Origin of the sequence: Arthrobacter sp. EPSL27, assembly GCF_001512305.1 — a bacterium.
In the GTDB taxonomy this organism is placed as follows: Bacteria; Actinomycetota; Actinomycetes; order Actinomycetales; family Micrococcaceae; genus Arthrobacter.
The window spans coordinates 226,009-249,251 of sequence record NZ_LNUT01000005.1 but is presented as its reverse complement, the minus strand read 5'-3'; the positions used below and the strand labels follow the sequence as shown (position 1 = coordinate 249,251).

Annotated in this window: 21 protein-coding genes and 1 tRNA gene; 8 read left to right on the top strand and 14 right to left on the bottom strand. The window is 68.7% G+C overall.

The window, feature by feature from the left end:
- The first annotated feature begins 150 nt into the window (after positions 1-150).
- The 3 genes from AR539_RS12090 to AR539_RS12080 all read left to right on the top strand — a co-directional run bounded on the left by AR539_RS12090 (position 151) and on the right by AR539_RS12080 (position 3,381).
- Positions 151-648, top strand: coding sequence for an Lrp/AsnC family transcriptional regulator (locus tag AR539_RS12090; RefSeq protein WP_231728604.1), 498 nt, complete (start codon positions 151-153; stop codon positions 646-648).
- A gap of 75 nt (positions 649-723) precedes the next feature.
- Positions 724-1,719 carry a magnesium/cobalt transporter CorA gene (gene corA, locus AR539_RS12085; RefSeq protein WP_066437113.1) on the top strand — a complete coding sequence of 332 codons (996 nt, stop codon included), beginning with the start codon at positions 724-726 and terminating at the stop codon, positions 1,717-1,719.
- A gap of 9 nt (positions 1,720-1,728) precedes the next feature.
- Entirely contained in the window at positions 1,729-3,381 is a 1,653-nt protein-coding gene (locus AR539_RS12080) for an ABC1 kinase family protein (protein ID WP_066437108.1), read from the top strand.
- Between the two features lie 36 nt (positions 3,382-3,417).
- On the opposite strand, the gene AR539_RS12075 is transcribed toward AR539_RS12080, so the two are convergent.
- Genes AR539_RS12075 through AR539_RS12055 form a run of 5 tightly spaced genes read right to left on the bottom strand, consistent with a single transcriptional unit; the run spans position 3,418 to position 8,157 of the window.
- Complete coding sequence (locus AR539_RS12075; protein ID WP_066437106.1) at positions 3,418-3,732, bottom strand: hypothetical protein; 315 nt, start codon at positions 3,730-3,732, stop codon at positions 3,418-3,420.
- Positions 3,733-3,788: 56 nt separating this feature from the next.
- Positions 3,789-5,381 (bottom strand): ABC-F family ATP-binding cassette domain-containing protein, encoded by a 1,593-nt coding sequence (locus AR539_RS12070; protein ID WP_066437104.1) that lies wholly within the window; start codon positions 5,379-5,381, stop codon positions 3,789-3,791.
- Positions 5,378-5,854, bottom strand: a complete 477-nt coding sequence (locus AR539_RS12065; RefSeq protein WP_066437101.1) for a GatB/YqeY domain-containing protein — start codon at positions 5,852-5,854, stop codon at positions 5,378-5,380. The genes AR539_RS12070 and AR539_RS12065 overlap by 4 nt, the downstream gene beginning before the upstream one ends.
- 36 nt (positions 5,855-5,890) lie before the next feature.
- The gene (locus AR539_RS12060) at positions 5,891-7,570 is read right to left on the bottom strand and encodes an ABC1 kinase family protein (protein WP_066437098.1); all 1,680 of its coding nucleotides are present in this window, start codon (positions 7,568-7,570) and stop codon (positions 5,891-5,893) included.
- 38 nt (positions 7,571-7,608) lie between these two features.
- Positions 7,609-8,157 carry a PadR family transcriptional regulator gene (locus AR539_RS12055; RefSeq protein ID WP_066437095.1) on the bottom strand — a complete coding sequence of 183 codons (549 nt, stop codon included), beginning with the start codon at positions 8,155-8,157 and terminating at the stop codon, positions 7,609-7,611.
- A 218-nt stretch (positions 8,158-8,375) separates the two neighbouring features.
- Between AR539_RS12055 and AR539_RS12050 the strand changes: the two genes are divergently transcribed.
- Together AR539_RS12050 and AR539_RS12045 are read left to right on the top strand one after the other, a co-directional pair.
- A complete protein-coding gene (locus AR539_RS12050) occupies positions 8,376-9,242 on the top strand; it encodes a glycoside hydrolase family 16 protein (RefSeq protein WP_066437092.1) in 867 nt (288 codons plus the stop codon).
- 181 nt (positions 9,243-9,423) lie between these two features.
- Positions 9,424-9,825, top strand: a complete 402-nt coding sequence (locus tag AR539_RS12045; RefSeq protein WP_231728602.1) for a hypothetical protein — start codon at positions 9,424-9,426, stop codon at positions 9,823-9,825.
- Positions 9,826-9,949: 124 nt separating this feature from the next.
- Here AR539_RS12045 and AR539_RS12040 read toward each other — a convergent pair.
- The 5 genes from AR539_RS12040 to galU all read right to left on the bottom strand — a co-directional run bounded on the left by AR539_RS12040 (position 9,950) and on the right by galU (position 13,614).
- Positions 9,950-10,022 (bottom strand) — tRNA-Ala (locus tag AR539_RS12040).
- 47 nt (positions 10,023-10,069) lie between these two features.
- Positions 10,070-10,873 carry an SDR family oxidoreductase gene (locus AR539_RS12035; RefSeq protein WP_066437088.1) on the bottom strand — a complete coding sequence of 268 codons (804 nt, stop codon included), beginning with the start codon at positions 10,871-10,873 and terminating at the stop codon, positions 10,070-10,072.
- Positions 10,874-10,984: 111 nt separating this feature from the next.
- Positions 10,985-11,953 (bottom strand): hypothetical protein, encoded by a 969-nt coding sequence (locus AR539_RS12030; protein WP_231728601.1) that lies wholly within the window; start codon positions 11,951-11,953, stop codon positions 10,985-10,987.
- 117 nt (positions 11,954-12,070) lie between these two features.
- Entirely contained in the window at positions 12,071-12,691 is a 621-nt protein-coding gene (locus AR539_RS12025; protein WP_066437084.1) for a GNAT family N-acetyltransferase, read from the bottom strand.
- Between the two features lie 5 nt (positions 12,692-12,696).
- Complete coding sequence (gene galU / locus AR539_RS12020; RefSeq protein WP_066437076.1) at positions 12,697-13,614, bottom strand: UTP--glucose-1-phosphate uridylyltransferase GalU; 918 nt, start codon at positions 13,612-13,614, stop codon at positions 12,697-12,699.
- Between the two features lie 103 nt (positions 13,615-13,717).
- On the opposite strand from galU, the gene AR539_RS12015 reads away from it, so the two are divergent.
- The 3 genes from AR539_RS12015 to AR539_RS12005 all read left to right on the top strand — a co-directional run bounded on the left by AR539_RS12015 (position 13,718) and on the right by AR539_RS12005 (position 15,583).
- Positions 13,718-14,350, top strand: coding sequence for a 5-formyltetrahydrofolate cyclo-ligase (locus tag AR539_RS12015; RefSeq protein ID WP_066437073.1), 633 nt, complete (start codon positions 13,718-13,720; stop codon positions 14,348-14,350).
- A gap of 145 nt (positions 14,351-14,495) precedes the next feature.
- Positions 14,496-14,750, top strand: a complete 255-nt coding sequence (locus tag AR539_RS12010; protein WP_066437070.1) for an FmdB family zinc ribbon protein — start codon at positions 14,496-14,498, stop codon at positions 14,748-14,750.
- A gap of 200 nt (positions 14,751-14,950) precedes the next feature.
- Positions 14,951-15,583: an RcpC/CpaB family pilus assembly protein gene (locus tag AR539_RS12005; protein WP_231728600.1), complete on the top strand. Its 633-nt coding sequence runs from the start codon at positions 14,951-14,953 to the stop codon at positions 15,581-15,583.
- 45 nt (positions 15,584-15,628) lie between these two features.
- Here the strand turns inward: AR539_RS12005 and AR539_RS12000 are convergent, their stop codons facing one another.
- The 4 genes from AR539_RS12000 to AR539_RS11985 all read right to left on the bottom strand — a co-directional run bounded on the left by AR539_RS12000 (position 15,629) and on the right by AR539_RS11985 (position 23,136).
- Positions 15,629-19,762, bottom strand: a complete 4,134-nt coding sequence (locus tag AR539_RS12000; protein WP_197410628.1) for an AAA family ATPase — start codon at positions 19,760-19,762, stop codon at positions 15,629-15,631.
- Between the two features lie 240 nt (positions 19,763-20,002).
- Positions 20,003-21,592 carry a glutamine-hydrolyzing GMP synthase gene (gene guaA, locus AR539_RS11995; RefSeq protein ID WP_066437063.1) on the bottom strand — a complete coding sequence of 530 codons (1,590 nt, stop codon included), beginning with the start codon at positions 21,590-21,592 and terminating at the stop codon, positions 20,003-20,005.
- A gap of 117 nt (positions 21,593-21,709) precedes the next feature.
- Entirely contained in the window at positions 21,710-22,222 is a 513-nt protein-coding gene (locus AR539_RS11990; RefSeq protein ID WP_066437061.1) for a DUF3817 domain-containing protein, read from the bottom strand.
- Positions 22,219-23,136, bottom strand: a complete 918-nt coding sequence (locus AR539_RS11985; protein WP_066437058.1) for an SURF1 family protein — start codon at positions 23,134-23,136, stop codon at positions 22,219-22,221. Before AR539_RS11985 ends, AR539_RS11990 begins: the two co-directional genes overlap by 4 nt.
- Positions 23,137-23,243: the final 107 nt, after the last annotated feature.

Below are 23,243 nucleotides of genomic sequence, written 5' to 3'. Positions count from 1 at the left end.
CGCGCGCTCCCTGTTTGTGGAGGGAAACGCCGGCCCGTGGAAATTCGGTACCTCCAGAATGCGGCACCACTGACCTTTGGAGCTGAAATACATGACAAAATTGATCAAAACCGTCAATCACACACAGTGAGAATGAACCGGAGTGATGATTTGAACAGTCTGGACCCCACCGACCTGAAGATCCTGCTGGAGCTGATCCGGGATCCGCGCATCCAGATCGGCGAACTCAGCGACACCCTGGGCATTGCCCGCAACACCGCGCAGACCCGGGTCCGGCGCATGCAGCGCTCCGGCCTGCTGCACGACGGCGGCCGCGAGATCGATCTCGAGGCCGTGGGGTACGACGTGGTCGCCTTCGTCACGATCGAGGTCAACCACCGGGAACTCGACGGCGTGGTGGGCGCACTCCGCCTGATCCCGCAGGTGCTGGAAGTGCACGAGATCTCCGGCCGCGGTGACGTGTGGTGCCGCGTGGTGGCCACCGATACGCACAACCTGCAGGCGTCCCTGCGGTCCATCCTCCGGATCAAGGGCGTCATCCGGACCGAGACCGTCCTGGCCCTGCACACCCACATCCAGTACCGCACCGAACCGCTGATCAGCCGGCTGGCCCAGACCAGCGCCCAGTCCCCCGCCCGGGCGAAGTGAGGTCCCCTGGCCGGTGCCTGCCGCCACGGGCCCGGCCCGGGCGGCCGCGGGGCCGGCAGACGGGATAATGGGCCGGTGACTATCATCGATAACGCCGTCTACGTCGACGGTGTCCGCAGCGCCGAGCCGCAGAGCCTCGAGCAGACCTTTGAGACCCTGGAGCGGCACGGCGGGATGGCCTGGATCGGCCTCTACCGGCCGACCGAGGCCGAGATGGCCGCCGTCGCGGCGGAGTTCGGGCTCCACCGCCTCGCCGTCGAGGACGCGATCTCGGCCCACCAGCGCCCCAAGCTGGAGCGCTACGACGACAACCTCTTCACCGTGCTGCGGCCCGCCCGGTACCTGGATGCGACCGAGACCGTGGAATTCGGCGAGCTCCACGTGTTCACCGGCGAGAATTTTGTGGTCACCGTCCGGCATGCCGAGACCGGCGGCGTGGCCCAGGTCCGCCGGAAGCTGGAGCGGCGCCCCGATCTCCTGTGCCACGGCCCGGAGGCTGTGCTCTACGCCCTGATGGACCAGGTGGTGGACGATTACGTGCCCGTGGTTGCGGGGCTGGAAAACGACATCGACGAGATCGAGGACCAGCTGTTCAGCGGCGACGCCACGGTCTCCCGGCGGATCTACGAACTGGCCCGTGAGGTCATCCAGTTCCAGCGCGCCATCCATCCGCTCCCGGCCATGATCCAGCTGCTCCGGCGCGGCTTCGAGAAGTACCAGGTCAACTCCGAACTCCAGCACAACCTCCGGGACGTCGAGGACCACGTGGAGCGGCTGATCTCCCGCGCCGATTCCTTCCGGGACCTCCTGCAGAACGCCCTCACCCTCGACGGGACACTGACGGCCAACCGGCAGAACGAGGCGAGCGCCGAACAGAACGAGCAGGTCAAGAAAATCTCGTCCTGGGCCGCCATCTTCTTCGCCCCGTCCTTTGTGGCCGGGGTGTACGGCATGAACTTTGAGCGGATGCCCGAACTGCAGTGGAGCTACGGCTACCCGATGGCCATCGGCATGATGGCCGCCACCGCGGCGCTGATGTACGGCATCTTCAAACGGAAGGGCTGGCTGTAGTCTGGCGTCATGAGCGCGCGGCGGGACCGGTTCCGGGACATCGTTGAGACACTGACAAGGCATGGACTGGGCTTCGCGCTGGGGAGCCTCGGGCTGGAGCGGCTCCGGCCCGGCGGAATTCCAGGACAGGGGCTGCCGCCCCGCGGCAGCCTGCCGGTGCGCGTCCGGCTCGCCCTGGAGGATCTGGGCGCCGTGTACGTCAAGTTCGGCCAGATCGTCTCAACGCGCACCGACGTCCTCCCGCCCGAGTTCGCCACCGAGCTCGCGAAGCTCCAGGACGCGACCCCGCCCATCCCCGCGGCCGAGGTGCGCGCCGTCATCGCCGACGAGCTCGGCACGTCGGCGGACGTGCTGCTCGATGCGCTTGACGACGCCCCGCTCGCCACCGGCTCGATCGGGCAGGTCCACTGCGGCCGGATCGTTCCGGACGGCGGCCACCCCGTCGACGTCGTGGTTAAAGTCCGCCGTCCCGGTGTAGTGGCGCAGATCAATGAGGACCTGGAGATCATGGCGGAGCTGGCCAGGCGGGCGGAGCGGGCGTCCACAAGGGCCGCCGGCATCCACCTGGCGGCGCTGGTGGACGAGTTCTCCCAGACGCTGCGGGCCGAGCTGGACTACCTGCAGGAGGCCCGGAACGCGGAGCGCTTCGCCGCGAACTTCGCAGGCGACGCCCGCGTCCACATCCCCCGGGTCTTCTGGGACACCACCACCTCCCGGGTCCTGACGCTGGAACGCATCCGCGGGATCAAGGTCAACGACGCCGCAGCGCTGCGGGAGGCGGGGATCGACGCCGGCGCCCTGGCCCGGGAAGCGTGCAATGTCCTGCTGAAGATGGTGTTCGAGGACGGCTTCTTCCACGCCGATCCGCACCCCGGGAACTTCTTTGTCGAAGCGGACGGGCGCCTCGGCATCATCGACTTCGGCATGGTGGGCACCATCAGCGACGCGACACGCGACCAGCTGGTAAGGATGCTTCTGGCCATCGTGGAGCAGGACGCGGCCCGGTTGACCACGGCCCTGGTCCGCATGTGCGGGGCGAAGGCTGACGGCGGATTCGGCGGGCTCCAGACGGAGCTGGGACGGCTTGTGGACCGCTATGCCGGCCGGCCGCTCGCGGACGTTCCGATCGTGGCGGTCCTGGCGGAACTGGCGGCGCTGCTGCGCGAGTACCGGCTGCGGCTGCCGCGGGAGACAGCCCTCATGCTCAAGATGCTGGTGATGGCGGACGGGCTGGGCAAACAGCTGGATCCGGGATTCGAGCTGACCACCCAGCTGGGGCCCTTCACGGAGCGGGTTATCCTGTCGTCCTTGTCCCCAGAGGCCCTGGCGGAGCGGCTGAAGAAGATCGGCCGGGAAGCCCTGCGGCTGGGAACGGACGCGCCGGACATCATCCGCCGGATGGTGGACGTCCTGGAACGCGGCGGCATCGACATCCACTTCCGGGCCGACGAGCTGGACCGGCTGATGGACAAGGCGGAAAAGACCGGAAACCGGATCGTCGCGGGGCTCATCACGGCCGCCCTGATCAACGCCGTCGGGGACCTGGTCTCCGTGCAGCCCGACCGCTGGCGGAACTGGCCCAAGACTCTTTTCGCGGCGGGCCTGGGCGGGGTGGGTGCCCTGGGCGCCTACCTGGCCGTGACCTCCCGGCACCGGCGGTAGCAGCCCTCCCGCCGCCTTGGGGGTCCGCCGTACAGCTCAGCGGCGTTGCCGGGCCTGCGACACCAGCCGGCTGAAGGCCAGGACAAAGACGGTCTCCACCAGGACCATGAGCCCCAGCAGCAGCCACTGGCCCGCGCCGATGAACCACACGGCGCCGACCACCACGAGCGTGGTTCCGAGGACCAGGGCGTAGACGGCGAAGCCGATGGCCACCTTCGCGCTGCGCACTCCCGTGCGGAAGCCGAAGCCCACGGGTTCACCTCCGGGGTAGCCCCCGACGCGGTCCGGCGCCGCCGGCTGGTGCCTGTCGAACTCCTCCCACGGGTCGAGGCCCTGGTCCTGTTCCGTCATGCTCCCATTATCCCGCTGTTTACTGCGCTGCGACCGGGGTCCGGGGCGGACCGCCCCTAGGCGGCCCGGACCTCGATCTCGCCCGGCGCCGCGCCGTCGGCCCCGAACACCAGGTGGTGGTTGGCGATCTTGTCGCTGAAGAACCGGTCGTGGCTGACGGCAACCACGGCTCCGGGGAAGTGCACCAGTGCCCGTTCCATGACCTGGGTGCTGGACATGTCGAGGTGGTTGGTGGGCTCGTCCAGCAGCAGGACGGAAGCGCCGGACAGGAGGCACTGCGCCATGGCGACCCGCGCCTTTTGCCCGCCGGAAAGGTTCCCGATCTTCTGCTTGAGGTCAGCCTCCGAGAACTGGAACATCGCGAGGAACCGGTTGACGGACTTCCGCGTGGCGCTGAACGCCAGGCTGTCCGGCAGGGCGTTGACCGCGTGGGACACGGTGTCGGCGTCGTCGAGGTCAGCGAGCATCTGGTTGTAGGAGACGAACCCGGGGCCCTTGGCCCAAGCTACCTCGCCGGAATCGGCCTGCTCCTCGCCGGTCAGCACCCGCAGGAGCGTGGACTTGCCGCTGCCGTTGGCGCCGAGCACCACAATCCGGTTGCCCTTGCGGATCTCGAAACTCAGGTCCTCAAACAGCCGCTTGTCGCCGTAGGACTTGCCCAGTCCCTCCACCCGGCAGAGGACATCCTTGACGTGCAGGCCGCCGTAGATCTCGGTGACGATCTGGTCGACGGGACGCGGTGTGCGGGACTTCTTGATCTTGGCGAGCTGGTTCCCCAGCCCGCGGCTGGCTGCCTTGGCTGCCTCGCGCCGGTCGGCGATTCCTTCGGCTTCGAAGGCCAGCAGCTCGGATTCGTGCACAAACTGCTGCTCGAGGGTTTTGAGCCGGAACTGCTTTTGCACGACGTATTCGCCGAAGTTGCCGGGGTATTCGTGCAGGTGGAAGTTCTCCACCTCGATGATCCGGGTGACGACGGCGTCGAGGAACTTCCGGTCGTGGGACACGATGACCGCGGCGCCCTTGAAGTCCCTGAACCAGTTCTCGAGCCATTCCACGCCTGCGACGTCCAGGAAGTTGGTGGGCTCGTCGAGCAACAGGACGTCGGGGCCTTCGAGGAGGATCTTGGCCAGTGCCGCGCGGTTGCGCCAGCCGCCGGACAAGTCGTCGATCGGGCAGGTGCGGTGCGCGTCGTCGAAGCCCAGGGTTGTGAGGACGGTGTCGATGCGGCGGGGGTAGTCCCAGCCATCGAGCCGGTCCATGTCCTCGAACAGTTCGGCCTGGCGGCTGATGAGCCGGTCGAGTTCGGCGTCGCCCGGCCCCGCCGCGATGGCCGCGTCGATCGCAGCCAGCTCGGCTTCAACCGCCTGGATACCGGAGAACAGCCCGTTGAGCACCTCGGAAATAGTGGCTTCCCCATTGAGTTCGGAGAACTGGGAGAAGTAGCCGATCCTGGTTCCGGGTTCCACGGTGACAGTGCCGGCGTCGGGGGCCACCTGGTCGAGGACCAGCTTGAGGATGGTGGTCTTGCCGGAGCCGTTCTTGCCGATCAGGCCCACCCTGTCCCCCGCCTCAAGGCGGAAGAACGCTTCCCGGAGGATCTGGGTGTTGTCGAAGCGGACGCTGACGTCATGCAGCCGGATCAGGCTCATGCGGAAGTCTGCGCGATGCGGCTGCGGACGATCTCACTGACGGCTTTGCCGTCGAACCGGCCGGCCACCTTGGCGGTCACCGGCTTCATGACGGCGCCCAACTGGCGCATGGTCAGTTCGGTGCCGCCGGCCGTGAGCTCACCGATCACCGCGTCGACGATCGCCTCCACCTCGGCAGCGGTCAGGGCCTTCGGGAGGTACGTCTCGATGATCTCGGCCTCGGCGATCTCCGCCGCAGCCCGCTCCGGTTCCCCGGCCTCGGCGTAGATGCGGGCGGTGTCGCGGCGCTTGGCCGCTTCCTTCTGCAGCAGGGACGTCACCTGGGCGTCGTCCAGCACCACCGGCGTCTTGCCGGACTTTTCCCGCGTCTCGATCTCGCCCAGGACGTTGCGGACCGTGGTGAGTGCAACCTTGTTCCGGTCCTTCATGTGGCTGACGACGTCGGCGTGCAGGCGTTCTTTCAGGGTGGTCATAGTTCTCCTCGTCTCACTGGACAGGATATCGGGCTGTCAGAGACCGCTGCGCCCCGCCCACAGTCCGTGCAGCAGCGGAACCACCGATGCGATCATGAGGACGTTGCCGAGCACCGTGTCATCCGCGCGGACCACAGACCCCGCAATCAGCAGGGCACCGAAGACCAGGGCCGACGCCGAGCGCCGCACCGAGCGGTCGAGCCGCTTCACCTGCTGCTCCAGCCGCGGACTGCCAACCGCCAGCGAACCCTCCTCAATCCGGGTCAGGACCCCGTTCAGGCGTTTCGGCAGGCCCAGGGCCAGCCCGGCGGCGTCGAGCGCCTGCTGGGCAGCATCCTGGACGATGTTGCCGCGCTCGTCGCGCAGCAACTGCGCCGCGTAGGGTTCGACCGAATCCCAGAGATTGAACCGCTCATCCAGCGAGCTGCACACCCCGGACGTCAGCGACATGGCCCGGATGATGAGGAGGAAGTTCTCCGGCAGCTGGAACGGCAGGGAGCGGACCACATCCCCGAACTCCACGGCGAAATCCCGGAACTCCCGCGGGTCAACCTCGCGGAGCTCGGCGAAGCCCATGCCGCCAAACCGGGCGAAGAGGTGCGTCATCGCCCGCTCAAGCTCCACCGTATCGGCAGAGGGCATCAGCACCCCCACGTTCCTGATGGCGGCCACCAGTCCCTCGCCGTCGCGCGCTGCGGCCGCGATGAGCAGTTTCCTCAGCCCGCTGCGGGTACGGTCCGGAACCTCGCCCATCATGCCGAAGTCGATGAACGTCAGCTTCCAGGGGCGCGCTGCGGCCGGTCCCGCGACCGGGGTCACGAAGATGTTGCCCGGGTGGGGGTCGGCGTGGAAGAACCCGGTGGTGAACAGCTGCTCGAACATGACTGAGGCGAACACCGGGGCCACCTGGGCCGGGTCGATGCCCGCCGCCCGCAGCGCCGCCGTGTCGGTGATCTTGATCGCGGTGACGTCCTCAAGGGTGAGGACCCGGCGGGTGCTCCGCTCCCAGACGACGGCGGGCACGTCCACCCGGTCGTCAGCGGCGAAGTCACCGGCGAACCGGTCCGCATTTGCGCCCTCGTTCAGGTAGTCGATTTCCTCCAGGCTGGTCTGCGCGAACTCCTCGACGAGGGCGGGCATGTCGGCACGGTCGGACACCAGCCGGAACCGGCTGAGCCAGCCGCCCACTTTGCGCAGTGCTGCCAGGTCGACGTCGACGATTGCGTCGATGCCCGGCCGCTGTACCTTCAGCACCACCCTCGCAAGCCCGGTAGCGGCGGCGTCGCCCGGGCGGAGCGTTGCCCGGTGCGCCTGCCCGAGGGAGGCCGCCGCGATCGGTGTCTCCTCCACCGAGGCGAACACCTCCGCCAGCGGCGCGCCCAGCTCAGCTTCGGCGAGGGCACGGACCGCAGCGAACGGCACCGGGGGCACCTCGTCCTGTAGCCCCTCGAGTTCCTTGGTGAGCTCGGGCGGCAGCACGTCGAGCCTGGTGGACAGGAACTGGCCCACTTTGATCATGAGGCCGCCAAGGTCCAGGGCCAGCACGCGGAAGCGCTGGGCAAAGCGCCGCATCCGTCCCACCCGGGTGCGCTCGGCAACCCGGGCGAGGCCGAGCCGAGGGAGGAACAGCTCAAACCACCAGGTCTCCGCGAGGTGCCATGCGGCGAAGCGCAGGATGCGCCGGTAGCGGGCGCGGTGGCCCCCGCCGCCGGGCATCGGGTCTGCGAGGTCCCGGCGAACCGAGGGCACCCCCGTCAGCCCTGGGCGAGGATCGCGTACAGCCGGCGCCGTGCGTCGTCGAGCACTGCCACGGCCTCCTGGACCTGTTCCGGCGTGCCGGTGCGGCCGACCTGGGATGCGGCCTGGGCGAGCTCAAGGCCTGCCTTGGGCAGCGCCGCGAACCCAGTGCCCGACGCCGGTGCCGTGGGGTCCCAAGGGGCTGACGCATCGGCGCCCGCATGCGCTGTTTCCTCCCGGCCCGCTTCCGTCAGGGAGTAGATCTTGCGGCCGTTGGATTCCTCGGCGCGGATCAGGCCCTCGTCGGCCAGGAGCTGGAGCGTGGGGTAGACGGAGCCCGCACTGGGCTTCCAGCTGCCACCGCTGCGTTCCTCGATTTCACGAATGATCTGGTAGCCGTGCATGGGCCGCTCGGCGAGCAGCGCCAGGACGGCCGAGCGTACTTCGCCGCGGCCTGCACGGGAGCCCGCGCGCTTTTCGAACCTGGAGCGCAGCTCCTCGACGGCCTGCCACATGCTGTCGACATTGTTACCCCGAAATCCGCCGGCCGGGTATGAATTGCGCATGATGCTCTCCTCGGGCTAGTCGCGAACGATATACAGCGATAGTTAACGATACTTCCGAAATCCTGAAAGCCAAGAGCGTTGATTCAGCCCTTCGGCCAGATTTTTCCGGCGTACTCACGGGTTCGGTGCCACTATGGAATCACGGTGTTTTCCCGCCGCCCCGTTCGTCCAGCTCCGCGGGTGACGCCACCGACCGAACGTGAGCTCCGGGAGTAGTCATGAAGAAACTCACCACGTTGTTTTCCGGTACGGCGGTGGGGGCCGTACTGTCGTTCGCCGCGTCCCTCGGCGCCGGCGCTGCGCAGGCGGCGCCGCCGGACACGCCGACCTCCGGGTCCGGCGCCCCGGGCTGCACCCTCACCCTCAGCGGCAACTGCCCGTCGTCCGTGGCAGCAGTCCCGGCAGTTGCCTCACTTGCCGCGACCCAGTCCGCACCGATGCCTGTGGGGGTCCCCGGCGCATGGACCCTGACCTTCGGCGATGAGTTCGACGGAACCACGCTCGACACGAACAAATGGGCCCGTTCCTGGTTCCGCGGCGGCCGGGTGAACAACGTCAAGACCGACCCCGCGAACGTCACCGTCGGCTCCGGGCACCTCTCGCTGAAGCTCGCAAAGGCCGGCACCGGCGCCCTGGTGTCGTCCAACCCCAAGGACACCGCCAAGACGGGCTACGAATTCCGCACCGGCTACGTCGAGGCGCGCATCTCCTTCCCCGGCAACGGGAAGGTGCTCCACAACTTTCCTGCCTGGTGGACCACCGGGCAAACCTGGCCAGCAACGGGCGAGAACGACATTGCCGAAGTTCTCGGGGGACAGCTGACGTCCAACTACCATTCGAGCTCCGGATCCCGGCGCCACGGACCTATTCCGGGCTACTGGGGCGATAAGTTCCACACCTACGGCCTGTGGCGCAAAATTGACCGCTCCGAGGTCTACGTAGACGGCGTGATGGTCAAGTCGTTCCGGACCGACGACGGGAACGCACCGCAGTACCTCGTGCTGAACATCGGCAAGGGCGGCCCCAGCACAGTTCTCGGAAAGGCGTCCACCGTCAAGGTGGACTACGTCAGGGCCTGGCAGTAGATCCGGGCAGGCGGGCGGAGCTCCCGGCTGCGGCCGCCGCGGGCGAAGGACCCGGTTGAGGATACTATGCAGTCAAACACCGGCGACCCCGGGTCCAGGGTGCTGGCACTAACTGTTGTGGGGGAACACGGTGAAGCGTTGGGCATGGCTGATACTTGCTGCAGTGCTGGTTGGTGGCGCCGTGGCGTTCTTTCTTGTCCGGTCCGCCGAAGAAAAGGTGACCTCGGATATGGTCTCCCGGGCCGAGAGATTCACTATTCCCGCGGACTGGAAGCTGCAGGGCAATTTTGTGCGCCGGGAGATGTTCCTCTGCATCTCCACCAATCCCTGCCCCAGCATCGCAAAGCGCTGGCACACTGGCAGGACGCTCACCGTCGACGATCTGAAGGCCCTGGGCTCCACGGCCGGCTTCCCCATGACCGTCGAGGGCACGTGCACCCGGCGGCCGACTGCCGGCGGGGAACCAACAATCTGCAGCACCTCGGGCACCGACGGGGAGTACAACAACAAGTTCAATGTGACCAGCCCGGACAAAAGCGACCAGACAAACTTCGTGGTTTTCCTGGTTGAACCCCACTCCTGAGCCCCCGTCCCGACCCACCGCAGCGCCCTACAAGCGGGGGGCCCTGGACCAGGAAACCGGACCCAGAGTCTCTACCAGAGTGTTTTTTCCAAGGGTGCGGAGGCTCAAAAACCCCCGCAAACTGTGGAGCTAAGGAGATTCGAACTCCTGACCTCTTCGATGCGAACGAAGCGCTCTACCAACTGAGCTATAGCCCCGAAACAACGCCGCTCCCGAAGGTAACGGCGTTGCCGGTTTCCCTAGGCTACAAACTATCAGCGCTCTTTGCCAGCCAGCCGCTGAATGTCTCACCGGCGTGGCGGTCCTCCGGTACCAGGTTCAGCCCCGCGCGCAGGTACCGGCCCATCGCACCGGGAAGCGGCAGGCGCACGATGGATCCGCGGGAGCCTGTCACCGCCTTCCATTGCCGGGCGAAGTCCTCCATGTCCCGGACCTCCGGGCCGCCGATCGTCCTGGTCCTGTGCACGTGGCCGGTGCCGGCGGGGGCCAGCGCTTCCTCCAACAGGGCCGTGGCGGCGTCGGCGGGTGCGATGGGCTGGAACCGGGCCCCTTTGACCACCGGGACAACCCGCAGCCGGGACCCGGCGGCGAACACCGCCGCCAGCAGCGAATGGAACTGCGTCGCCCGAAGCGTCACCGTTTTAAGCCCGGACCGGTCGTAGACCCGCTCCTTGGCCGCCTTGGAGGCGTAGTAGCCCAGGGTGCTCCGGTCGCAATTGACGATGGAGAGCATCACGGCCCTGGCCACCCCCGCGTCCCGGGCCGCGGCGAGCAGCCGGGCGCCGCCGTCGGCGTAATTCTTCAGCGCCCGCCCGGAGCGCCCTTCCAGGCAGTCGATCACGACGTCGGCCCCGGCCAGGGCGGCGGCCAGCCCCTCGCCGGTGGTGACGTCCGCCGCGAAGTACTCCGCCCCATCAACCCGGGCCGTGGAGCCGGGGCCGGGCGGATTCCGGCTGAAGGCCGCCACGCTGTGCCCGGCCGCGAGGGCCTGGCGGACCACTTCACGTCCCACCTGGCCGGTGCCGCCCGCAACGCAAATTCGTGTCATGCCCCGAGGCTACCGGGCCGTGCCCGGTTCCGGCGCCGGCGCACCGGCCCCACAGAAGCAGCAAAGCCCCGGACAGCCGTTTCTGGCTGTCCGGGGCTTTGCGGAAGAAGGTTAGGCCCGGCGTCGCTGCAGGACGTCGTCCAGGTTGCTCAGCGCGCTCTGCGCCTTGCCCAGGGGTTTGGCTTCCTCGGCACCGGGGCCGGCCTGCGGCAGGCCCTGCTTGAGAGACGGCTTTCCGACGGCCTTGGGCGCTTCAGGCAGGTCGAGTGGCTCGGGAGCCGCGCGCTCGGCCTTTGGGGCCTCCACGTAGGTGGGCTTGGGGACCTCCACGGGGTCCCAGCTGGCACCCTCGGAGGCGGGGGAATCGGCGGCGCGGGAGACGGACGTGTCGCCCGAGGCTGCGGCTTCGGCCAGGGCCGCCTGGCGGAGTTCCTGGACGGTGAGCGGCTTGGGCGCCGGCTCCCGTTCGGCGGTGGCGGCCTGGGCGTCAAAGAGCGGAACGTCTGCCGGCTCGCGGGGTTCCGCGGCCGGTTCCCGGAGCGGCCGCTCCGGCGCGGACCGGTCCTGACGGGACGGTGCGCCCATGGCGGCACGGAATGCGGCGTTCATTTTCCGGCGGCGGTCGCGGACTGCGAGCCAGCGGAGCGTGAAGACGGCGGCGCCGGCCCCCAGTAGAGCGACAGCGGGCAGCCACCCTGTGCCGATGCCGAAGATGAGCAGGACCGCCGACACGATGGCGGTGAGCAGCGAGACCAGACCGGCCAGGGCCAGCGCCAGACGGCCGTAGCGGATCTTGAACGCCGGGCCGGGCGCGGCAGCCCTGGGGCCGCCGTCGTGCCCTGCGGTCGCCGGGGAGGACACTGTGTGCTGGGTTCTGGTCATGGGTTTCTCCTGCTGGGCCGCCATGTGCATGACGTTCCCGGCTTGCGGGGCTGTTTCACGGTCGATGACGTCCGCCGCAAAGTCGCCCGCAGGCTGCAGCTGGTGACGCCCGTTCCGGAGCATGTAGGGGGCAACCCACACAATCCAGAGCGCAACAGCAATGACAAGGATCACAGAGCTGCTAAGAGGGATGTCCACACCAAAACCGTATGAGCAATGCGGGGCCCGGGGCCGCATTGTCCCCGGTGTGTCGCGGGAGATCTGCCATTTGACTGGATTGGGGGTGAAACGGCAGGTCAGGCGGGATATGACCGGCTACGCGGGGCGGTCCTTGAGCCAGCGTGCCAGCAGCCCTCCGGGGACCTCCTCGGAGGTCAGGGCGAAGCTCCTGTGATCGGCCCACTGGCCGTTGATGTGCAGGTACCGGGGCCGGTATCCCTCGTCCCGGAACCCCAGTTTCTCCACCACCCGGAGGCTGGGACCGTTCTCCGGGCGGATGTTGATCTCCATCCGGTGCAGCCCCAGGCTCTGGAAGCAGTAGTCGGTTGCCAGCGCGACAGCGGTCGGGGCGATGCCCTGGCCCGCCCGGTCCTTGTCCACCCAGTACCCGAGCGTCGCCGTCATCGCGGAGCCCCACACTATGGACGACACTGTCAGCTGGCCCACGATTACCGGGTCACGGTGCCCCGGCGTCCAGGCGGTGATCAGAAACGGCAGGGCCGTCGCCTGGGCAGCCTGGGCTTTGAGGGAGCGCACCATCTGGCGGTAGTCGGGCAGCCCGCCCCCGGGCACGGGGTTGGACGCTTCCCAGGGGGCCAGCCACTCGCTGTTACGGGAGCGGACGGCGGTCCACTCCTTGCGGTCCCGGTACCGGATGGGGCGCAGCACAATGTCACCGCACTCCAGCGTCACCGGCCAGTTGAAGCTGCCCCCCACGGGAGTTACTTGGTCAGGCTGGGCGCGAGGCTGGAGGCGAACTCGGGCAGCCATTCCCGGAGGCCGGGGCCGAGGTCTTCGCTGTCGCAGGCGAGCTGCACGCAGGCCTTGAGGTAGCTGAGCTTGTCGCCGGTGTCATAGCGGCGGCCGCGGAAGACCACGCCGTACACGCCGTGGCCTTCGCCGTCGCCTGCCGCGAGCTCCTGCAGGGCGTCCGTCAGCTGGATTTCGCCGCCACGGCCGGGGGCGGTGCGTTCCAGGACGTCGAAGACGGCCGGGTGGAGGACGTAGCGGCCGATCACGGCCAGGTTGGACGGGGCGTCCTTGGCGTCGGGCTTCTCCACCAGGTGGTCGATGCGGACGTAGTCCTCACCCTCGACGTCCTTGACGGCGGCGCAGCCGTAGGCGCTGATCTGGGAGGGGTCGACCTCGATGAGGGCGACGACGGATCCGCCGGTCTTCGCCTGGACCTCGATCATGGTGCTCAGCAGCTCGTCGCGGGCGTCAATGAGGTCATCGCCGAGGAGGACGGCAAACGGCTCGTAGCCCACGTGCTGTTTGGCGCGGAGGACGGCGTGGCCCAGTCCCATGGGGTCGCCCTGGCGCACGTAGTGGATGTCGCCCAGGTTGCTGGCGGCCTGGATGGACTCGAGCTTGGCCGTATCGCCCTTGGCCTCAAGGGTGGCTTCCAGCGTGGGAACGCGGTCGAAGTGGTCCTCCAGGGCGCGCTTGTTGCGCCCGGTGATCATCAGGATGTCATTCAGGCCGACGTTAACGGCTTCCTCCACCACGTACTGGATGGCGGGCTTGTCGACGACGGGAAGCATTTCCTTGGGCATGGCCTTGGTGGCCGGCAGGAACCTGGTGCCGAGGCCGGCTGCGGGAATGACGGCCTTGCGGACGGGAGCGTTGGGTGTAGTCACTCGACTAATCTAACGGAGGGACAAGACATTATGTACTTGGGGAGTATTCGAGCCGCGGGAACGGCCCGCGTTCGGGCCGCGTTACGGGGAAGGACCAGGCATTATGGCGTCCAAGGAAGAGATCCGCGCCGGGCACCGGGCGGGGCGCGCGGCGTTGACCCGCGCCGCGCTGGACAGCGCCGGGGCGGGTATCGCACGGCACGGCCTGGCGTGGGCCTCCGGCCTGACGGGCGGGAAGCCCGGCACCTTCGCCGCCTACCTCGGCGTGGGCTCCGAGCCGCCCACCCTTCCCCTGCTGGCGGCGCTGCATGACGCCGGCCACCGGATTCTGCTGCCGGTCTGCGAGCCGGAGCTGGCGCTGAGCTGGGTGTACTGGACACCCGCGTCCGGCTTTGCCCGGAGCCGCTACGCCCCCATCCAGGAGCCGGAGGGGCCGCGCCACGGGACAGCCGTCATGCGGGACGCCAACGGCATCATCCTCCCCGCCACCGCCATAGACCTGACCGGAAACCGCATCGGCCAGGGCGGCGGGTACTACGACAAGTTCCTGGCGGCGCTGTCCGCCCTCCTGCCCTCCCCTGCGCCCGACGGCGGGACGTTGCCTCCGCTGCCCACCGCCGCCGTCGTGTACGACGGCGAGGTGCTGCCCGGCGGGAGCATCCCAGCAGAGTCCTTCGACAAGAAGGTGGCGGCCGCCCTGACCCCGGGCGGTCTGGTGCGGCTGCAGGTCGGGTAGCCATCAAGGGCCGCACTGCCGGGGTGATAGAATTAGCACTCAGGCCCTGCGACTGCTAAGGGACGGATTGGTTCGGGAGACATCCCGGCGCTGACCCGGACCGGACAGCCCGGGACCTGCTCGTTTGCCCCAAGGAGGATTTCCAGTGCCCACGTATGCATATGCCTGCAAGGACTGCAGCCACGCCTTCGAGATCGTGCAGTCGTTCAGCGACAGCTCCCTCACGACCTGCCCCGAATGCCAGGGGACCCTGCGCAAGAAGTTCAACAGCGTCGGCGTCGTCTTCAAGGGCTCCGGTTTCTACCGGACCGACTCCCGCGATTCCAAGGGCAGCACAGTTTCCCCGGCTCCGGCCCCCGCCACGACCCCGGCTCCCGCGGCCGCGTCCTCGGCAAGCTAGGCACGGTAGGCACGTTCCCAGGGACTGCGGCCACGCGTCCGCTGCCATTATCCACATAGCCCCACCAGCGCCCGCCCGGAATGGTTCGCGGCTCCTAGGCTCGGGATATGGCTCCCCTCCCGCGACCCGCTCTTGCGTCCCCAAAACGCGGAAGACCGCCCCGGCGGCGCTCCGCTGCCGGACCGCCGACAAGACGGCTGGTGCGCTGGCTGGACCGTAACCGGCGGCTGGTTGTTGCACTGCTGCTGTGCCTCGCGGCGGGACTCGCGGTCCACCAGCTGACGCCCGCCCCGGCCTCCACCGTGGCCGCGTTCGCGGCGGCAAAGGACCTGCCCGCGGGTGCGGTCCTCGGCGCGGACGACGTCGCCGTCCTTCATGTCCCGCCCACCCTTCTGCCGGACGGCAGCTACGGCGGCACGGACCCGCCCGCCGGCAAGCAGCTTGCCGTGGCACTGCGCAAGGGCCAGCTGCTGTCCGACTCCCAGATCCTGGGGCCCGGCATGCTCGCCGGCAGCCCGCCCGGTTCCGCCGCAGTGCCGCTGCGGATGGCCGATCCCGCCTCCATCCAGCTGCTCTCCCCCGGCCAGCTCGTCAACGTGGTGATGACCAGCGGCGACGGCTTAGACCAGCCGGCAGCGTCGCAACTTCTGGCGGCCGCCGTGCCGGTCCTCTGGACGTCACAGCACGGCAGCCAGGCCGGCCCTTGGCTGGCGGCCGGGGAGACAGACGGCCTGATGGTGGTCGCGGCCGATGCCGACCAGGCCCGCAAGCTCGCCGGCGCTTCCACCCAGGGCAAGCTGTTCTTCGTCCTGGTGAGAGCCGCCCCAGGCTAGCGTCCAGCGCGGCTGGTGCGCCGGGCCGAGGGCCCCGGGCCGCTCTTAGCCCCAGTGCGGCGGCTTCTGCTCGCGGAGCCAGGAGTCGTGGTCGTAACCTCCGGGCTCATCGCCCCAGCGGCGCGGATCGTCCTCGGCGGCCTTGTTCGGGAGGACCCCGGCCGGGACCTCCACGGGAACGGCCGGCTGCGGCATGTTGTCGCGGTCTCCGCTGCGGGCTTCGTCGCGGTCTTGGGAGCCAGCGCTGTCCGCCGTACCGCCGGTGCGATCGTCCGCAGCGGTGGAACGGTGGTCGGCGGTGTCGCCGCTGTTCTGGTTGGCGACGTCTGCACTCATGCCGTCGGCCTCCTTACTGCCCTGAGCTGTACTGCCCTGTTCTGTTCTGTGCTGTGACGCCTGCGCTTCGTTAACGGCGAGGTTTTCCACGTCGTCGTCAAAGAAGCCCGGCGAGGCCTGCTTCCGGTGGGTGGCGGATGGCTTTTCAAGGCCCAGGTAGCCGCCGATGCGGTCAGCGCAGGCCGACGGATCGGTGAAAACCTCTATGGTCCATAGTGGCATGTAACGCCAGCCGAGTCGCTCCAAAAGCTGCGGACGGAGCCTGCTGCGTTCCCGCACCGTCAGCCGGCGGTACTGTTCCGTGCCGTCGGATTCAATGGCCACAGGCCGGGGTATTTCGGCGTCGTCCTGACCGAGGGTGGACAGCGGATCGGCTGCGGCCACCATGTTCAGCGCGCCGTCGTACTGGTGCCAGACCCGGGCGCCGCGGGCCCGGAGCCGGTCGCCCAGATCCGCCACCAGGGGGTCGGCTCCCAGGGCCTGTTCGCTGGCGGCCGCACGCGACGCCGGGCTGCCCAGATCGGAGTTGCCCGCGATTTCCCGGTCCAGCAGCTCGTAGAAGTCCACCGCGCCGTGGTTCAGCCTGGTGACGTCGAGGTCCTCGGGACGGAAGCAGCTCAGCACATGCAGGGACCGGCGTGCCCTGGTCATGGCCAGGGCGAACTTGGCCCGGCCGCCGTCCGCCGACAGCGGGCCCAGGCTGTGCAGCGCCCGCCCGTGCGGGGTGCGGCCGTAGCCCGGGGAGAAGATCACGTGGTCGCGGACCAGGCCCTGGGCGCGTTCCAGGTCCACCACCCGGAAAGATTCCTCGCCGGCCGTGAAAAAGCTGGCCAGCAGCGGATAGTTGGGCAGCTGCAGGCGGATCGATTCACCGATCCGTGCCGCGTGCCGGAGGCTGCCGGTGACCACGGCCAGCGACGTCCGCGGCCGCAGCCGCGCGTGCTCGAACACCAGCTCCACCGCGCGGTTGACCTCGGCCACCACCGACTCGACGCCGTCCTGGTCGGCGCTGGGCAGCCCGGTGCCGTCAGGCAGGTATTCGACCGTAAGGGCCCGGTCCAGCCCGGTCGCGGACTGGCCCTCCGGCAGCCGGCGCAGCCCGCCGTCGTAGAAGGCCTTGCTCAGCTGCCGCACCAGGTCCTCGTCGACGGCCCGGTAAAGGGTCCGCAGGTTCCAGACGGGCAGCACGGAGGACAGGGCCTTGTAGGCGCTTTCCACCCCCTGGTGGGAGCTCTCGCCGGCGGCGAGCCGCTCCACGCTGACGGTGAACGTCCGCGGGCTGGCAATCCGGTCGTCGCCAAACGCGATGACCTGCTTGGCCCGGGCGACGGCCGGGAGGACCGCCTGCAGGGACGTGGCCTCGGCGTCGAGGATGACCACCGCGTCGAACCGCTGCTCCACCGGCAGGACCGCCGTCAGGAGGTAGGGGCTGACCGACCACACGGGCACCAGCATGGGCAGCAGGTCCGGGGCCTGGCCGGTCAACGCGGACAGGGTGACCCGGCCGTCCTTGAGGAGGCTGCGGAGCAGCTCGGCCTGGCGCGGGTGCTCCGCGATGGCGGCCCGCCACCGTTCGGCGAGCGTCCAGCGCAGGCGGGCCGCACCGCTGGCGATGTGGGCGTTGTCCGCGAGACGGTACTCCGCTTCGAGCTGGCGGAGGGCGTCGCCGTCGGACATGGCCAGGTAATCGTCCCCGCTGATCATGGCTTCCAGCGCCGACTGCCACCAGGCGAGTTCCAGCTCCGCGGCGACCGACTCGGCCGGCACCTCGCGCTCCGCCAGGTCGGCGAGGAGTTCACCGAGCCCGTGCTCGCGCATGTTCTCCACCAGGAGCGTCCGCTCCGGCAGGGTTTCGAGCGTCCCGGTGTCGGCCACCAGCCGTTCGAGGCGCTCCATGAGCTCTTCGTAGGGTGTGCTGCGCAGTTCCCCGCCGGCCGGGGTGTGCCGGACGGCCTGGCCCAGCTCGGCGAGCTCCGCTTCAAGCTCCCGGTACAGGGCAATGATCTCGCCCAGGCCGGACGGGACCGCCGGGTGGCGCTGCGTGGTGGCGTAGTCGGCCCACGCGGCGCGCTGTTCCTGGACCAGGACCAGTGAGCTGTGCAGGTCGGCAATGTGGACGCCGGGGCGGACGTACTCCTTGGCCACCCGCCGCAGCCGTGAACGCTGCATGGACGGCATCTCGATGTTCCGTTCGCGCCGCCAGGAGGAGGCCGCGGTGGCGGAAATGAGGTCATGGACCGGGCGGTCGAAGATGTCCGGGGTGAATTTGTCGAGGCTTTCGCGCACCGCCACGAGGAGCCCCACCTGGTCGCCCCACTCGGCGAACGTGCGGCCCAGGCGGATCTCGGCGTGTTCGGCAACGCCGTTCATCAGGTCCCGCAGCTGCGGAAGTTTCCCGGCCACGGACCGGGCCACCTCCTGGGCCTCCTGGGTTTCCTTGCGGGTCAGCAGGCGGGCGCCGTGCCACGGGCTGGCGGTCGACGCGCGGCTGAAACTTCCCAGTTCAGCGGCCCGGCGCAGGCGCCCGGCCAGTTCCTCGCGGTCCCGGATGTTGTCCAGCACGCTGCGCTTGAGCCGGACAGTGGTGGCGGGCGCCGGCTGGATGGACGTCAGTTCGGCCAGCGACTGCATGGCCTCGTACGGTGAGCAGCCCCAGCGCTGGCGGACGTTGTGCAGCGAGGCGACGTGGTCGCGCAGGGCGTGGCGGTGCTCGGTCAGGGTGGTGTGCAGGTTGCTGAGCTGCGGCTCGAGGGACTTCTCGTTGCGCACGATGGCCCTGACCAGCTGGCCTTTGAGCTGCAGCGGGGTGGTGTTGCCAGCGAGCTGGAACAGTGTGGAGTCCAGTCCGAGGGTTTCCAGTTCGGCGGAGATCTCACCGAGGCTGGCGCGCCGGTCCCCCACCACCAGGACCGTCTTGCCCTGGTCCACCAGGGCGCCGACGGTGTTGATGGCGGTCTGGGTCTGCCCGGTTCCGGGCGGGCTGCTGACCACCAGCGAGTCCCCGGCGCGGACGGCGTCGACGACGTACTGCTGGTCGGTGTCGGCGTCGAGCAGCAGCAGTTCGTCGGCGGGATCCCGCTCGTCGGTGCTGGGGAAGCGCCCGGGCTCGAGCCGGGGAATGTCGACCGACTCGCCGGCGGCGGCGCGTCCGAGCGCCGTCACGAGCGGGTGGTTCCCGTTGATCCACGGGTCATCGAGGCTGCCGGAGAGGTCGGCGAAGGTGGAGACCAGGAGGTTGTGTTCGACCTCGGCGCCGTGGATGGGCTGGATGAGTGTGCCGAGGCGGTCCAGGACCGGCAGCGGGTCGAACCGGGCGGTGCTGTAGGCCATGCGGGTGACGGCGTTGACGTCGAAGACGATCCCGTGGATGGCCTTCAGGTGCCGGATCAGCGCAGGGTTGATCTTGGCCTGTTCGGTGAGCTGCAGTTCGTAGTCGTCATCGCCCTGCCGGACCGTGAGGGAGATGGCGGCCAGCATCACGGGGGCCGAGATGCGCTGCGGCTTGCCGCCCACGGCGGAAGTCCACACCACCGTGCCTGCGGAGAAATACCCAGCGTCGATTCCGCGGTCGTTGGCCAGTTCGAAGATCTTCGAGCGCAGGTTGCGGGACGCCCTGGCCGCCACCACGTACTGCTGGTGGTCCCGGATCAGGGTGGAGAGCCGGGTACGCCGGCCCGCCATCAGCTGCGCCAGGCCGGAGGGGTGCGCATGGGTCAGATCGATGGAGCCCTCAGGCGTTTTGGTGAAGCGCAGCATGGTGTCCGCTCCGGTGACGGGTTTGAGCCCCGACAGCCATTTCCTGAGCTCCTCGGAGCCCTCGGGGTGGCCTTGACCAACTGACACTGCTGCCTTCTTTTCTGTGCTCGCGTTTACTTTGCCCACGTGATCCATGCTCGCGCGGGACGTCCTGGACCATACCGGCATGCCTTCGAGGGTAGCCCGAATCCGGTGCCGATGAGGGTCCGCAACACTGGCGTGACCCAAATTCGGCTCGAATATGCAGGATGGCCGTCCGGCCACGCCCCAACGGAAATGGCCGGTCCCCCGAAGGGTCCCGGCCATTTCTTCAGCCCGCTGCGGGGGCTATTCCCACTCGATGGTTCCCGGCGGCTTGCTGGTCACGTCGAGCACGACGCGGTTGACGCCGTCCACCTCGTTGGTGATGCGGTTGGAGATCCTGGCCAGCAGGTCGTAGGGCAGCCGTGACCAGTCCGCCGTCATGGCGTCCTCGGAGGACACGGGGCGCAGCACGATCGGGTGGCCGTAGGTGCGGCCGTCGCCCTGGACGCCCACGCTGCGGACGTCCGCTAGCAGTACCACCGGCATCTGCCAGACCTCGTTGTCCAGGCCGGCTGCGGTGAGTTCGGCGCGCGCGATCGCGTCCGCCTTGCGCAGCAGGTCCAGCCGCTCCTTGGTGACTTCGCCGACGATCCGGATGCCGAGGCCGGGTCCGGGGAACGGCTGGCGTCCCACGATTTCCTGCGGCAGGCCCAGCTGGGCACCGACGGCGCGGACCTCGTCCTTGAACAGGGCGCGCAGCGGTTCCACCAGTTCGAACTGCAGGTCCTCCGGGAGGCCGCCCACGTTGTGGTGGCTCTTGATGTTCGCGGCACCCTCGCCGCCGCCGGATTCGACGACGTCGGGGTACAGGGTGCCCTGGACGAGGAACTTGATCTTCTCGCCGTGCGCGGCCGCCTCGGCGATGATGGCCAGTTCGGCTTCCTCGAAGGCGCGGATGAACTCGCGGCCGATGATCTTGCGCTTGGTTTCCGGGTCGCTGACGCCGGCCAGGGCCGACTGGAACCGCTCCTGCTCGTTGGCAACGTAGAGCTTGACGCCGGTGGCCGCCACGAAGTCGCGTTCCACCTGCTCGGCTTCGCCCTCGCGCAGCAGCCCGTGGTCCACGAACACACAGGTCAGCTGGTCGCCGACGGCGCGCTGCACCAGGGCGGCGGCGACGGCGGAGTCGACGCCGCCGGACAGGCCGCAAATGACCCGGGCGTCGCCGATCTGCTTGCGGATCCGGTCGACCTGCTCCTCCAGGATGTTGCCCGTGGTCCAGTTCGGTTCCAGCTTGGCGCCCTTGAAGAGGAAGTTTTCCAGCACCTGCTGGCCGTAGGCCGAGTGCTTCACCTCGGGGTGCCACTGCACGCCGTAGAGGCACTTCTCCTCGTTGGCGAAGGCGGCGACGTCGGCGCCTGCCGTGGTCGCGAGGACCTCGAAGCCCTCGGGAGCCTCGTGCACGGAGTCGCCGTGGCTCATCCAGGTGCTCTGGTGCTGGGGCATGCCGGCCAGGATGGAGCGGCCTTCGCCGACCGTGGTGGTCTCGGTGGCGCCGTACTCGCGGAGCCCGGTCCGGGCGACCTTGCCGCCGAGGGCGTTCGCCATGGCCTGGAAGCCGTAGCAGATGCCGAAGACGGGGATCCCGGCTTCAAAGAGGTCCGCGCCGACGCTGGGAGCGCCTTCGGCGTAGACGCTGGAGGGGCCGCCGGAGAGGATGATCGCGGCGGGGTTCTTGGCCAGGAGCTGCTCGGTGCTGTAGGTATGCGGAACCACTTCCGAATACACGTTGGCTTCCCGGACGCGGCGGGCGATCAGCTGCGCGTACTGGGCACCGTAGTCAACAACCAGCACGGGCTTGTGGGACGTCTGGGATGCAGTGGGAGTAGTCACCGTACTAGCCTACTTTGCGGCGCCGCCCGCCCGCACATTGAGAAGCCCGTCCCGGCCCGGAAACACCGGCCCGGGTAAGCGAACTCACACAGGGCCCGACGGCGGCCTGCCGCGGGGTCAGTAGCGCTGCGGGGCCTGCGGGTTGGCGGCCAGTTCGGCCTCCACTTCGGCGTGGAACTTCTTCTCCACGTAGAAGGACAGGAACGGCACAACGCCGCCGAGGGCCAGCACGATCATCTTCAGGAACGGCCAGCGCATCAGCGACCACAGCCGGAAGTTGGACATGAGGTACACCACGTACATCCAGCCGTGCACGATCAGCACAGCGATGGAGAGGTTCACCCCGCCGATGACGCCCGGCGGCTCGGCGTCGGCGAATCCGAAGCCGAACGGCTCGCCGGTAACGGCGTTGGTTCCGCCGAGGAAGAGGTACTGGCCGAACGCATACCGGGCGATCAGCTCGGCGCAGAGGAGCAGCAGCATGGTGCCGGTCATGTAGGCGAGCACCTTGTAGAACTTCAGCGCGGAGCGGATCTGGGCCTCAGTTCCGCCGAAGCGGCGTTTCTTGCCGCGCGCGCTTCCCGGTGCGTTGGACTGCTGCGGCTGGACGGCCGGCTGGGGCTCGATCATGATTGCACTTTCGGTTCGGTGGGATGCGGTTCAGTGGGATGGGGTTCAGGAGAATGCGGCCCGGGGTCCAGGGCGGCTTCCTGCAGGGCGGCTTCCTGCAGGGCGGCTTCCTGCGCGGCGGCTTCCTGCTCCGCGTCATGGGCTTCTTCGAGGTCACGGCGGTAGTCGTCCTTCACCAGCCGCCACCAGATGAACAGCGCGAAGCCTGCGAACACCACCCATTCTGCGGCGTAGAAGAGGTTCAGCCAGTTGATCTTCCCGGCGGGCGGCTGCGGCCCGATGTTCAGCGGCCTGACGTCGCCGCCTGACGCGGCGGCGCTGACGTCGGTGCCGGCGGCAAGCTCGGAGTTCGCGGTGACGAACCCGGGGTAGCTGCTGACGTCCCAGATGTTGATGAGTTCCGCGACGGACACGGCGCTGGCCTGCCCGGGCCCGGCGTCGGTCGCGGGCAGCGGCGCCTCGGACGGCAGCAGCCGTCCGGTCAGTTCAATGGTGCCCGACGGCGGTGCCGGCGCCTTTGCGGGGTCAGCAACCCAGCCGCGGGCCACGGGGATCCACGTCTGCGGCGAGGCACCCGCTCCGGACAGCACCGGGGCGTCCGTCACGGCCAGGGCGGAGACAATCCAGTACCCGGTGGCGCCGCCGTTCAGGCGGCCCGGGACCAGGACCTGCTTCTGCGGATCGTAGCTGCCGGTGATGGTGACCATCTGGTCGGCAACGGATCCCGGGAAGAACTCCCCGGGCCGGAGTACCGCGGTGAGCGGCTTCGGGTCCTCGGTGGTGGTCGCCACCGGCACCTCCGGCGTGGTCGACCGGCCGAACTGCCACTGGCTGAGCAGCACAAACACCCCTGAAACGACAATCGCGAACACCAGTCCGGCGATCCAGCGGGGTTTGAGGGCAGTTTTCAGCACCCCTTAACCGTACTTCGTCCGCGTGTAGAACAACGAAACGTGCGTGGCTGCCGTCCCTAGAGTGGGGCAGCAGGGTCCCTGCGTGGCGACGAAGTCGACACGAGAGG

What these genes read in the sequence shown, in the direction of transcription:
- AR539_RS12015 (WP_066437073.1), top strand. Translation starts at nt 13,718, where the DNA reads ATGGCGTCCAAGGAAGAGATCCGCGCCGGGCACCGGGCGGGGCGCGCG.
- AR539_RS12075 (WP_066437106.1), bottom strand. Translation starts at nt 3,732, where the DNA reads ATGACGGAACAGGACCAGGGCCTCGACCCGTGGGAGGAGTTCGACAGG.
- AR539_RS12050 (WP_066437092.1), top strand. Translation starts at nt 8,376, where the DNA reads ATGAAGAAACTCACCACGTTGTTTTCCGGTACGGCGGTGGGGGCCGTA.
- AR539_RS12070 (WP_066437104.1), bottom strand. Translation starts at nt 5,381, where the DNA reads ATGAGCCTGATCCGGCTGCATGACGTCAGCGTCCGCTTCGACAACACC.
- AR539_RS12060 (WP_066437098.1), bottom strand. Translation starts at nt 7,570, where the DNA reads ATGCCCGGCGGCGGGGGCCACCGCGCCCGCTACCGGCGCATCCTGCGC.
- AR539_RS12065 (WP_066437101.1), bottom strand. Translation starts at nt 5,854, where the DNA reads ATGACCACCCTGAAAGAACGCCTGCACGCCGACGTCGTCAGCCACATG.
- AR539_RS12080 (WP_066437108.1), top strand. Translation starts at nt 1,729, where the DNA reads ATGAGCGCGCGGCGGGACCGGTTCCGGGACATCGTTGAGACACTGACA.
- AR539_RS12055 (WP_066437095.1), bottom strand. Translation starts at nt 8,157, where the DNA reads ATGCGCAATTCATACCCGGCCGGCGGATTTCGGGGTAACAATGTCGAC.
- AR539_RS11990 (WP_066437061.1), bottom strand. Translation starts at nt 22,222, where the DNA reads ATGATCGAGCCCCAGCCGGCCGTCCAGCCGCAGCAGTCCAACGCACCG.
- AR539_RS12035 (WP_066437088.1), bottom strand. Translation starts at nt 10,873, where the DNA reads ATGACACGAATTTGCGTTGCGGGCGGCACCGGCCAGGTGGGACGTGAA.